General features: G+C 35.9%; 8 protein-coding genes and 2 pseudogenes. All 10 read right to left on the reverse strand.

The features are described 5' to 3' along the window. Positions 1-248: 248 nt before the first annotated feature. Complete coding sequence (locus BSCG_RS06965; protein WP_241762159.1) at positions 249-1,436, reverse strand: clostripain-related cysteine peptidase; 1,188 nt, start codon at positions 1,434-1,436, stop codon at positions 249-251. A 399-nt stretch (positions 1,437-1,835) separates the two neighbouring features. Continuing rightward, positions 1,836-2,852, reverse strand: coding sequence for a hypothetical protein (locus BSCG_RS06960; protein ID WP_004313753.1), 1,017 nt, complete (start codon positions 2,850-2,852; stop codon positions 1,836-1,838). Positions 2,853-2,887: 35 nt separating this feature from the next. Further along, positions 2,888-5,227 carry a TonB-dependent receptor gene (locus BSCG_RS06955; protein WP_004318683.1) on the reverse strand — a complete coding sequence of 780 codons (2,340 nt, stop codon included), beginning with the start codon at positions 5,225-5,227 and terminating at the stop codon, positions 2,888-2,890. Between the two features lie 73 nt (positions 5,228-5,300). Beyond that, positions 5,301-5,666, reverse strand: a complete 366-nt coding sequence (locus BSCG_RS30570; RefSeq protein ID WP_008017067.1) for a hypothetical protein — start codon at positions 5,664-5,666, stop codon at positions 5,301-5,303. Positions 5,667-5,952: 286 nt separating this feature from the next. Then, positions 5,953-6,252, reverse strand: a pseudogene (locus BSCG_RS30065) (hypothetical protein); the annotation flags it as partial. A gap of 204 nt (positions 6,253-6,456) precedes the next feature. Beyond that, entirely contained in the window at positions 6,457-7,860 is a 1,404-nt protein-coding gene (locus BSCG_RS06945) for a hypothetical protein (RefSeq protein WP_004318688.1), read from the reverse strand. After that, positions 7,860-8,297 (reverse strand): copper resistance protein NlpE, encoded by a 438-nt coding sequence (locus BSCG_RS06940; RefSeq protein WP_004318689.1) that lies wholly within the window; start codon positions 8,295-8,297, stop codon positions 7,860-7,862. Before BSCG_RS06940 ends, BSCG_RS06945 begins: the two co-directional genes overlap by 1 nt. 150 nt (positions 8,298-8,447) lie before the next feature. After that, entirely contained in the window at positions 8,448-9,032 is a 585-nt protein-coding gene (locus tag BSCG_RS06935) for a pilus assembly protein N-terminal domain-containing protein (protein ID WP_004318691.1), read from the reverse strand. A gap of 2,789 nt (positions 9,033-11,821) precedes the next feature. Continuing rightward, entirely contained in the window at positions 11,822-12,763 is a 942-nt protein-coding gene (locus BSCG_RS06930; RefSeq protein ID WP_004311519.1) for a SecDF P1 head subdomain-containing protein, read from the reverse strand. Positions 12,764-13,062: 299 nt separating this feature from the next. After that, positions 13,063-13,331 (reverse strand): annotated as a pseudogene (locus tag BSCG_RS30275) (hypothetical protein); the annotation flags it as partial.

Consider the following 13,331-nt stretch of genomic DNA (forward strand, 5'->3'; position numbering starts at 1 on the left):
TTTATATTTCATATTGCGAATATTAGGAGTAACAAACACATTTCGATGCGGAAAGCTTTTATTAGAAGAAATATAATTATTATTACATTCTTTGTATCTCAACAGAAACCATAAATACTTTTTTTGCATGATTCCCTGCATGATAGTTCTCAATTCCTATATATACCATTTCCAAAAACAGACAATAACCAAAAAGTTATAAAATATGCAGGCTTGGGAGTTTAGTATTCTTCATCTTATTATCAACTTTAATTATGCGCTGCTTTATACCATAATGTATTTTCTTTCAGCACAGTCATAGGATTGTCACTCGGATCGGATGTTGTTATACCGGAAAATGTATTGATAGGAATAATACCTTTGGCCATAGTGTAGAAATTTTTTGTATGGGTTTTATATGGAACAAGATGATTTAGCTGCTCTCTAAATTGGTTTAATAATATAGGATCGTTACAGAGTGAGGTTATATAATCTGCAAAATCATAAAATATTACAGGAGTATAACCATCTAAACGTTGGATTGTTCCCCACAGGGATTTGTCAAAAGAATATTTACTATTGATACTTTTTATGATGGCTGCCATATTCTCCAGTTCTGAACAGTCCGTTACTGCTAATGTCCCACAAGGCATTATTTCATAGGTTGAATAAAAATTGTAAAATTCTTCACATCCCGATTGATAATCGGGATTCCCCAGTAAATATTCCCCAATAGCGGCATAAGGCATTCCGTATGCCATCATCTCACTGGTAGAACCAATCAAATATTTTGTAACATCCTTTAATTCATAGGCAACCTCTATAGATGACATATAACAGTCATCAAATAGAATATATTCCATTTTCATGCCTGCATTAGCAATACCGGAGGCTAGAGATTTTATATCTGTTTGGTATTCGGCGGTCAGTCCTCCAAAATAACGTGTCAATGGAACACCCTGATATTCCCAATGCATTTTCATGTGAGGTGCGGAACGCACTTTCATCTCATAAACAGGAAGCCATCCCATACCGTGACATCCTATAATCATGGTATAAACAGAAGCCGGAGCAAATGTCTTTACATCATTTAAAATTGCTGTTATCCCATCGATTGTCGTAAAAGGCGGAGACTTATATTTTTTAAGTATTTCACGTTTACATCTCCCGTGAGAAGACACAATTTCAAACATCATGGCCTCCGTACTACCGGTAGAAATAAAAACAATTACTTTCTCATTGTTCAGCCCTATTTTCGTTATACATTTTTCCAGGTCAGATATGTTATTATAAAAATAGTTCGTCAAATTTGAGGACCATGGCAAATACATGAATAATGTTTTCCGGTTGGCTTCTATCTTTTGATTTTCCTCCTTCTCGCATGAAGAAAAAAGTAAAATTCCTCCCAATAAAAAGATAATGCTAACCTTTACGTAGATTTTTTTCGTTGTTTTCATCCTGCAAATTGTCCAATAACTCATTATTACTTTTTTATTATAGCCTTCCATTGTAAAATCTCTATTTTATCTTAAATGTGAATTGTAAATAACCATTTCCTGATATTCATAGAATCAAATCCTCTTATAATCTTACAATATTATGACTCATTATCTCACAATATATTGAATATTCTAATAAACAGCATGAATTTAATCGTTTATAACACGAGATGATTTTCTTTTCAATGCCCTATGGCAGTTCTCATTGGAGACACTGCCGAATGGCACTTGTTTCCGTTTCATTCTTGCAAAAAAAGATGAAACGGTTTAACAGGAACAACTGCCTGTTGAAACAATACCGGCACCAATGTCACAACAGGCAGTTTTATGGTTACTTATGGCAGTCCAAACCGATTTTCAAAGCCAAATCGCTCCGGCTTCCACATCCCCTGACTTATAAGTGTAAATTATAAACTCTTCAAGCGCTTCTTTCCATGTAAGATTGAAGGTTCCCATAATTGAATGTATGGCACGATTACTTTTTTCATCAAGCCCGTCTTCTTCCACCCCTTCGGGGTTCGTGTCTTCGTCTACCCCCACAGTCTCTTCACGGCTCCAGAACACCACTACCGGAATGTTTAGGTTGATATCCCATGTACCACGCTGGATCAATATTCCGGAAGGTTTATAGAACGGATCAAAAGTACCTGTTTCCGGATTGCCCTTGGATTTGTAGCCGTGATAAAGACGAATTTTCAGGTCGAATTCCTTACGGTCTTTCAAAAAACGGATAACTCCTTTCAAACCTATCGGGTTACTGTCTCCTGTTATTTCAGCTTCCTTGCTATGTTTGGTCTTGTCCCAGGGGGTAGTGTCCACATAAAGATAATCCACCAATTTCTGCGGTTCATTGTCATCGGCTTCCGGCTGACCGTCAAATGTGGGTTTTACATTTTCAGGCGTGAAGAAATGTTGATGAATATTATCCTGCCCGTTTTCTATAAACTGGCTGTTCATCAAATCTCCTTTGGCGTTATAGTAATAGATGAACATCAAATAAACGGGAGCCGGGGTGTATTTCCCATAAGTATAGTAGTCTCCATTTTTCTGCACGTAGAACTTGCTTTGACTGCCTTCGGCAAGCCTCCAACCCTTGCCGGCTTTCAGCTCATAAGTTATTTCCTGAATACGTTTCATGTGCTTGGCCGGAGATTCCGGATTCTGGTGAGGTCCACCGACTTTCTGTATTTCATTCCAGTCTGCATGCAGGTGACATTCCACAAGACGGATAGTCATTTTGGAAGGATCTTCATGCAATTTATTATCTGTCTCATTTTCAGGAATTACAGGATCTTTACTGCATGAATTGAACAACAACGAAAGAGCTGTTCCTATCAGGAACATCAATGCGATTTTACATACATTTGTTTTCATTTTTTATTTATTTGGTTAATAATAATTGTTATAAATCAAAAACTCCAGTTCACTACACAACGTACATCAGATCCCATGTCATGTGCATAGTAGCGTGAACGGTTAGTGTATTCTTTATATTCTTTGTTCAAGATATTGTCTGCCGCTATCATGAATTGTAGTTTGTATCCGTATTTTACAGGACACTCAAAGCTAGCAGCGAACCCCAAGAGGTGGTATGCCGGAGGGGTATAGGGAATAAGATCCGTATTCGAGTCAAACCGGGTCTGTTTTGCCACGAATCGATGTCTGATACTCAAACGTAATTTGGAATGCGATTTGGTTTCGTGAAGCCATGAGAGGTCATGGCTGAAACGGGAAGAGGGGATATAAGGAAGGTAATTTCCTGTCGTCTGTTCATTTGCCCGTATAAAAGAAGCAATCAGGTGATAATCCCATGAATTTATGGGCATGAAGTGAAAGTCAAAATCCATTCCGCGAAAGAAAGCCGGGGTCTGTTTGTATTGGAATACAGGGTATACCCCCGAAATAACAGTGATGGTTTCTTTCTTCGGTTCATCATAGATATAGCCGCTTATCCATTGCAGGTAACCGTCCATTCGGGCACTGAATACCTTATTGCTGTAACTGATGGAAGATATCCATTTATAGCTCCTTTCGGAGTGCATGGTAGAATCTCCTTTGACAAACATTCCGGATCCGAGTTCATTTCCGTTGCTATATAATTCATACACGTGAGGAGCTCTCCAGGCCAGCCCGAAATTAGTGGTGAGCTTCCATTGGTCAGAGAAATGATGATGACCTCCCAGACTGTATGATACGTTATTGAACTTTCTTGTTCCTCCATAGAGACTTCCTGTCCAGTCATAACCACTGGCACGGGTTTCCTGTCCGTCAAAACGAATACCTGCTTCAATTCCTCCTTTACTGTAATTATACTTCCCGATACCATATATTCCCATCTGTGTCTCCGTATAGTTGGGAATAACGGGAACAATACCTGTTCCTGCCTGACTGTGATTATCAATGAACATAATTTGTCCCCCAACCTCTGTTTGCCATGAATTATAATTCAATTTCCAGCAGAGAGAGTTTTGTAATGAGTTTAAGTGCAGGGAAACAGCTGGAATGTCGGAACCCAGACGCCGGATGCGGTTTTCCTGTCGGTCGTCCTTCTGCCAGGAACTTTGCCAGTAAAGATTTCCTGCGTTCCGCATACTGAACTTCATTTTACCAATGGCTGTCTGATGGGTAACTTTTTGATATGGGTATGCGATACTTCGCGTGAAAGGATCTGTGTACAGGGGACGTCCCAATCGGATACGTTCTGCCAGCAGATCTTCACTTCCCATCTGGGCACTGAACATTACTCCCGTCCGGTTGTAAAAGTGACTGTAGAATCCTTCTATTCTTAAACGTCCACGGTCATAGCCGAGTAAAGCGGAGGTATGATGTTCTCTGGCTCCAGTGTTATTTAGAAGATAGTTTGCGGTGGAACGGTCTCCGGAATTTGAATATGTCCCCTGTACTCGCCAGGCAAGGTCACGGAGAAAAGGGAAAGTGCCTTCCAACTGTCCGGTCAGCACATAACGGTGACCATTACTTCCATAAAGTATGGAAGTCTTTCCTTTCAAGGCCTTCTTCCGGAAGGGTAAGGGAGCCTGTTCCATGACAATAATTCCTCCCAAAGCTTCTGAACCATATCGTACCGCGTCAGAACCTTTTATCACCCGAATGGAAGCGTTTCCGTTCATATCCACTTCAGGAGCATGATCAACTCCCCATTGTTGGCCTGTCTGGCGGGAACCATTGTTTATGATTAATATCCGGTTGCCATACATTCCTTGGATGACAGGTTTGGCAACTGTCGTCCCCGTACTGATGGAACTTACGCCACTGACCTGTTCAAGCAGAGAGGTGAGAGAAGTTCCCAATGCGCGATTGATTGCGAAGGAAGTAAGGTTGTTGCTTACCGTATTCCGAGTCACTCCGGAGCACTCACCGGTAATAATGACTTCTTCCAGAATTTTTATCTCCGGATAAAGATATACTGTTTGAATATTCACCTTTTTGAATGCCTCACTCAAATATATATATTGAGATTTGTAGCCCAAACTCTGTACAAGAACTGTATCCTTGGAATTTGTCTTCCAAGGGATAATGATTCTTCCTCCGGTTGAACTGGCAAGGGGTTGATTCTCCAATAAGATGTAAGCTCCTTCAATCGGACGTCCGGTTTCCTTATCTACAACCAACAGTGTCCTATGTGTATCTGATTGCTGTCGGTATTTCTGTGCATACATCCTTGTAGGAGATATTGCACACAGCCAGACAATGAATAGACACACATATTGGAAATATGCATGAAATGTCATACTTTACGAAAATTGTAATGAAGTTATAAATTGTTTAAGATAACCAAAGGGCACAGCATCCCTCTTTCACATGTCATCTTATAATGCATGCAACCCATGAGAGGGATTGTAATAGTTGGACAGGAGGAGCGCGGAGAGACAATAGGGGAAAAGTAACAGTAATGTCCTTCTCCTTTTGGATAAGATATTCAACGGGGTTCTCTGTCTGAACGCAATTGTACTCAAAGCTCTCGGCTTCGGTAAATGAAGATAAAGTGAACAGGCAGATAGCACATTTATCGGCAGAATCATGATGGGAAGATTGTTGCTCATCATGAGATATACATAAATCTTCTTTGTGAACATGAAAGGCTTTCACAAAGAAGAAAGGCATCATAGTCAGCAACAATAAGCATGCCACTATGGCTCTGTATTTCCGCTTTTTTCTTGCATTATCCATTAGGTTGTAAAGATAGCAGATTGCATAATTGTACGCAATACCTATAAATGATGATTTTACGATCAAGTACGATTAAATATATTGTCCCGATTATTTTGATATGGGAATCAAATAAATCGACACATCGTTACCGGCTGTATGATAACAGGCTATAATAAATCTTCCTATTTTTATTCCTGTTCATATTGGAGGGCCTGTGTAAGATGCCCCCTAAAACCAAAATGATTCTTCTCCCAGAAAATATTCAGTAATGATCTCTTGATAAGTTTTGACCGATGAGCATTATTATTTTAAAATCAAGTACTTCGATTCTCATATAATTGTTTTTAAATTCGTTTAAAATTGAACGGTGTCCAATTGTTACGATAATACTTCAGTTCACGTTGATATTTCGAGGACGCAAAGTACGGCTCATTCCCAAAGCATAAGAGAAAGGATTGATGTCGAAATCGCGTTCAAATGTTCCGGTTACCATATTCTTTCTTTGCGGAAGTGTACCTGGAAAGTTTTGGTTACGCCAATTTCCTTGTACAGATATGCCAGCTTTTATCTTGTCTTCATTCCAATAGAAAGATTTTTTTATATTTATTGGTCGAGAGAGGCTACTACTACCCTCCTGAAGTTAGTAAACGGAATCATTTTTTACTTCCTCTTTTTTTCTTATTGTTGTGCATTAATAAATAAAGCTCTTGCAAGAAAAAAAAGGAATATTTTTGTCTTAGATATCATTGTGAATTTCAATTTAAATATAAACACAATATTGGACCGGATCAATTTGTCACAAATCATTTTATAACGAAGAAGGTATGTGTATGGACATATTAAAAAGAATAGCGTCACTCGTCAATACCAAATCATTAGCACCAATCATTTGAAAAACAATATACAAAAAACGCTTTCCGCCAATCTCCTTTAATTGGGCGGAGTTAAGTTCAAATCTTACATTATCCAAATATATATCCTTTACAGAAGAAAAGAGACCATTCAAGACGTTCTTGCTCCATTTATTCTTTTCCCATTGCAATGAATCATGATCCTTAATTACAAATTCCACATACTGTATCCATCTATCTATAGAATTGGAAAACTTATTTTTCACATCACCATAATTACTATTCTTAAGTTTATTTTTCACAAACTCATGCAAATCCGGTGTTGAGTAGGCTATCAACTCATTCTTCAATTCACTTAAGGGTTTAAAACCGGTGAATATTTTATCAAATTCTGCAAGCAACAAGCCACCATTACCCTTTGCATACATGCTTAAATGTAGTGTAAGCATGTTGCCTGTGTCGCTTTTTTCTTTCAGAGTTGTACTGATTTCCACAGCATACGCACTTTCATCATATGAAAAAATGTGACCATTAAATAGAGATGGATTTTCATATATCCCTCTCATATACTTCTGTTTTATAAAATCTGTATTTACAGTAACCTTTCCTTCATAATATTTATTCTTGTCAAACAGAAGTGATATTCTTTTTTTAGACCTACTATTATTGTACCTAAGATAGAAAGAAAGCTGATTTTGCTCATATTTTATATCTTCAAGAACCGTCTTCTCAAGATCTTCCAGAGTAAAAAGATATTTTTCTCCCCCTACATTTATAGAATAAAAGTCCACTAACCGGCCTAAATTCTCAATTGTAAACATGTTCACTTTATGTAATCTGTAAAAGCTATCAAAATCAAGCTTTGCATAATAATCAGCATTTGCTTTCCACTCAGCTTGTGCACCATTAACCATTTGATAATCGTCAGGTTTGCTCACAAAGCCGGTAAAAGTGAATTCATTCTTAAAAGGTGAACCATTTACCGTGCCTGTAACATATAGCACAAATGAGCCTTTTTGATAATCTTTCCTTTTCACTACAGCCTCAGTTATTTTTATCATTTTCCCGTTTATCTGCAGCGTCTCTTTCTGTGCTTCAACAAGTCCTAACGCAACATTTATATCTCTAGACATATCAAATCTAAAATAAGCTGCAACATCCTCTTTAGCCACAGCGGGAACTGATCCGGATTGTTCACTATGAGATTCTTCCTGTTGCCTGGGATGTCGATTCCGGGATTCAATCGGATCATTCTCACCACAAGCAACTAATAACATTATACAGACAAGAAATAATAGGCACCTTTTTATGTTAAAATTTCCTACCTTAAACAAATCACATGTCCTATCACACATAAACATTACTGTCTTTTCAATATATATTGTGCTGCGAGCCGCCCGCTATTGTTGAAGATTTCCGTACTGTCAGACAAGACCACTGCGTCGTCGAGAACTTTATAATATGTTTTGGCACCCGATGAAGGAGTAACCAGTTCAATGATGTTTTCGCCTATCATATTATATACACCGCTCTCTTCAAAAATACCATTCTCCTCACCCAGATACTCACTCCGCAAATCATAAGTTGCATCACTATTAATTTTCAATGTCGTTTTGATGCCACCACAGTCGGCACAAGGTAATATGCCTTCATAGGTGCCATAACAATCTTTGTTTTTGCTATCCACTACTCCGGCAGCACTATTTTCTTGTTGTTTATATTTCTTCCCAGATCCAACACAGCCTGATGTTACTATTATCATGGCTGCTACCAATAAATGCAATTTAATCAATTTCATAATTTAAAATATTTAACATATAATTTGAGGTTAATTATAACTCGCAAGATCATTATATACAAAGACTTATTGTAAATGCATAGCAGTATATAACGAAATTATCTTCGTCTCACTCGCTATGCATTACAATAAAATTAGAAAAAAAGAAAACTATTTAACCGTCACATTGATAGTTCCCGTTTTCTTATCCTTATCTGTAACTGTAATAGTAGTTTTTCCTGCCTTAACTCCTCTTATGTTGACTTTATTTTCCTTGACTGATACCGTAGCAATATTGACATCTTTCGCAACGGCAGAATATGGCTGTGCACCACCTTTTACTGTTACTATACCATCTTTTCCAACACTCACAGTAATAGATTGTTTATCAAAATCCAGTCCTTTTGGAGTTTTTGGGGTCTCTTTTACAGTTCTTACAGTTACAGCAACTTTTCCTGTAACTCCCTTCCGGTCCGTAATAGTTATCATTGCTGAACCATCTTTTACACCGGTAATTACAATCGCATTTTTATCTGATTTCGCAACTGCGATTTTTGCATCACTTGATTTCGTCGTATATGGTGCAGTACCATTACTAACAGACACAGTAACCGTTTTACCAACTGCAACTTCTACTTTATTAGGACTGATTTTTAAATTGGGCTTATCATCATCCTTATCACATGATACCAATACAAAAGAAGTTAAGCAACAAATCACTAATGCCATCGATTTTAAAAAAGGTTTAGTTTTCATTTTTGATAAATTTAAATTAATAGATAAAATGCTAATGAGTACTCATAAATAAAAAAGTCAGATTTTTCTTACTTTTTCTTTGCCAGCAAAAATAATAAAGCGAAATTGTATTTGAATTATAAAATGATTTTAAAAATCTAACACCTCAATTCATATACATCTAACAATCAACACCTTAGTGTTATGAAACATTATTTTATCTCACATTGAACTAACATCTGTTCGAAAAGCATAAAAAAACAATATTATTCCAATATCAAACTTAAAAAAATATGTTTCACATTGCTAATTCTGATTATATGGTCAATCTTCATAATAGAGTGATACACTATTATAACACCGACTGTTACAGTATCCCTAACAGTGTTTGAAAAAGACCCTTTTTATGATATTTCACAAATACCATATATTCCCTATAATATTATTCTTAATTAGTGAATGAGCCATTCAAAGTAAAAATTGAATGTATTTTTAGCATATTCTATAAAAATCAAGAAAGGATGGCCAATTCAAAAAGTATTTTATCCAACAAACGGAACATTCTTTTTACAAGTTGAAGGTGGTATCACTCAACTATAATTGTGGATGATCAAAAACGTGTGTTCAAACCATACACAATAAATCTTCTATAGCACAAGATTTCTTGAACAGCAAGAGATAGGTACTCGCAAGTCCACGACAAAACGTTTTCCGAGGGGATACTGACGAACTTAAGGATATTGAAATGAGGTACCATACAAAAGTCGGTTGTTGTCACCAATATTATCTTAAAATAACTCATCTACAAAAGCTATGTGTTGTGACATCGTATTGTTAAAAAAACATTGTCATAAACGTCTGACGTCTCTTGATAGATTTACTTTTAGAGGGTATCATATAGCTATCTTCCATATCGTTTCGAGTCGCTTTCTGTACTCATTTGATATCATTCAGGCCATACTCTTGAACATTCACTCATGCAATAGGGGCACTTAAGTTCTAATAAATAGATTATCTCGCTAGCAGTCTCATCTCTCACCACACAGCTAGATTTATTATAAAGTTAAATTCAATGCTCGTGCAAACGGCTGTTTGTTCTGATTTAATGTACTCTTTGTTTGAAGGCACAAAGATATAATGAGTATCTAATATTCAAATAAACTATGTTTTAAGACTTTTTATGACACAAACAAATACGAATGATTTGAAAAATAAATTGATTCTCTTTCATAAGATGTTCTTTCCTATAAGTTAATAAAAAAAACACTTTATATAATTTTTTTTCTCTTCATTTTTTCGAAAAGCCCCAGTCTTCCATTTTTTATAGAATATCATTTACATATTCCTATTTTTTCCATCCATGCATTATATACCTCATTTTTAGGTGAAGTTCACCCACTCTCTCCTCTTATTTTAGTCAGATTATGCTGCCGTTCTTTTTTTTTCTTCGTGACCTTTTCAATCATACATACCGCATTGAACGTATGTACTCCAAAGAAAATCCAAAATATTTCCACTTCCCTGTTTCTGGCTTTTTATTCTGGTCTGTAAATAATATTATTTCTACATTTTAAAACTTCCTTTCAATCTGGTAGCACTTTCATGGCTGAGTTCTGACCATCAAATCTTACGAAATGGAGCAATTTAGATAGCTCAGACCTTGTACTTAAAGAAGTGTTTTGTAAAACTTTTTAAATTGATATTATTAGTGTAGCTTGAATCCGCAGCAAGTACCTTAATCCTAACTTTGATCAGTTGTTGTAAATGAATACAGTCTTTCAAATGTATTACTTCGTTAAAAGCCGTAAAGGAGATATGTTCTATAAAGGAGATTTCATCTATCTGTATACTGTTGACTTTGCCTCCGAATTAAACGGATTTGTTTTTTCTTGCCTTAATAATAGTCTGGAGGGACTAAATATTAAGGAAATTTGCTAATTACTGACGAATCACATTAACGATTTAGGATTGGTTAGTGAATGAAGAGGGGCAATCTGAACACCACTAAATAACTGGTAACGAATATTACTAGTTAAATATTTAATCAGTTATGAATATGAAAAGTTGATATAGGACTTCAAGACTACCAAGGCCATTTTATTTTCAGGAGAAAAAAATAACTTTTACCCCCCCCAAAAAAAAGGAGAGGATGTCAAGCATCTGTTGGGTTATTCCCAAGAAAGTGAACAGAGTATGGAAGCTGCTGATTTATTCGTTACAACTTTGACGATAATTTTTAAGCATATCGAGCGGTGTAAAATCTACCTAAACAAAACACGATTTCTTTTATATCTTTATCGTGTATTTTTATTTTAGATTTTCATCGGTTGGATTTAACCGATTGAAGAATAAACTTTTAGCAGAGTATTTGAGAAATAGAGGTAACGAATTAGCAACCGTGCAAATTTCAGCGATTTGCGGTGCTATGTTGTCAAATAACTCTTTGTAAATACAAATAAAATATTTAGTACAATTTTGAAGACATCATTAATAACCTTATTTATATCCATACACCTTTGGTTTGTTTCCCTATATTTATTGATAATCTTTTATTCACATATTTGGTAAATATTTCAATCTACGTAGATTTTATAACTAATAGAGTATAAACAATACAAGCTATTCCAACAAATAAAGCTACGGCAGAGCATTTGGTAAATATTGTATCTTTATTTTTAATACCATACATAAGCCCAATAATAGCACATAAAGGAATACCGACAGGAATAATCGTCAGAAACCAAATGAGCATTTTATGATACCCATTGCTGTTAATACTTTGTTTTTCAAATTACTCATAGCTACCATTCTCATTGCTTGTTACTCTTCGCATCTCTTTCTTTATTCATCAACCGCCAAATAGCTTTCTGATATTTCAACTTGGCGAACATCTCGTCATCTTGGTTATCTATCTTTAAGGTCATTACCCGAATACTTGGGGCAGTGGGATATCGGCTTCTCACTATATCATCCACTAGAAACCCGCATAGTCCGGTAGCCGGTTCTGTAAACAAGAAACCTTGAAACATGAGATTAATATAGTCTGCATTTTCGCAAAGATACGCCTTGTACCTCTTATATGTATCCAACTTCATATAATCTTCTGCACGGCTGCTGAAATTTGGCTTGGCAATTTCTTCGCATAAGGCAGATTCTAATTTGCTGTAGGTGGCAGTATCTAAATCTCCCCACCAATAATGATCTTCGGGATTGACCGACATATCCACCCATTCAGAAGCCTCCCAGTAGTCTATCGCAAACACAATTGAATCGGCTTTCTCTTTGGATGAGTAATAGATGGAATCTTTCTCCCAACCTTTGAATATACTTTCAATAGAATCTATTTTCTCTTTCCTAATTTTATTATATATGTTTTTTAAATCGTAGCCATGAGGTAACGATATTTGAAAAACACCGTTTTCAATTCTTGCATTCACCTTTGGATTTGTGATTACCGTATCGTCAAGTACAAAAGCTATATGTTTGCCAATCGCCTTTTCTGTTTCTTTTGCCCATTTTTTTAGTTTATGCTTGCTTATTTGCCCCACAATTACGCATGTCCCATTTTCATCAGAATCCATTCGTAACGAAACAAAATCTTTTACTGTTACAATAGACTCTTTAGCAATACTGTCTTTTTGCTGTGATAGGATGTGATACCATCCATTCTCATAGTGGGTTTTATGTATTTGATTACAGGAAGCGAAATAAGCAATTAAAATAAGTATTCCGAATAAATTCTTTTTTTGCATGTTCTTATATAATAAAAAAATAAACTGTTATCTGTTCCTGAATTGTATCCGTCAGATATATTTAAAGCATTATGTTTCAAATTAGCTACTTCTCCAAATATATAAGCAAAAGTAGATTGTTTGCCTTTTTAAGAAGACTGTTCAAATCTGTTTTGATATTGTTTTTCTTGATCACAACTTATAAGATGGATTGTGTATAGTTATTTCATCTCGCCAAGCATATTCCTTGTTTTATCCATATAATTACTGAAATGCGCCTTTACCTGTCAAAAATATATTACTGTAAATAATGTACCGTTTTATCCCAAAAGATTTAAAAACAGTTCTTTATTTACTATTTTTGCAGATTTGATACGTGATTTGAGCCGTGATTTTCGAGCATATACGTTAGCCACCGTATCCTTCATGAATAAGCTAATTACTTGTGGTGAGAATCCTACAAAAATATAGCATAACAGCCTGGTGTCAGAAGTTTTCATGGTCGGAAAATCTTCCTTGAGCTTGTACATGGCATTGTCATGACAAGTGTTTACGATTTTTTCCAATTCTTGCAGTATTTCATTGCTTT

It is taken from the genome of Bacteroides sp. 2_2_4 (assembly GCF_000157055.1).
In the GTDB taxonomy this organism is placed as follows: domain Bacteria; phylum Bacteroidota; class Bacteroidia; order Bacteroidales; family Bacteroidaceae; genus Bacteroides; species Bacteroides ovatus.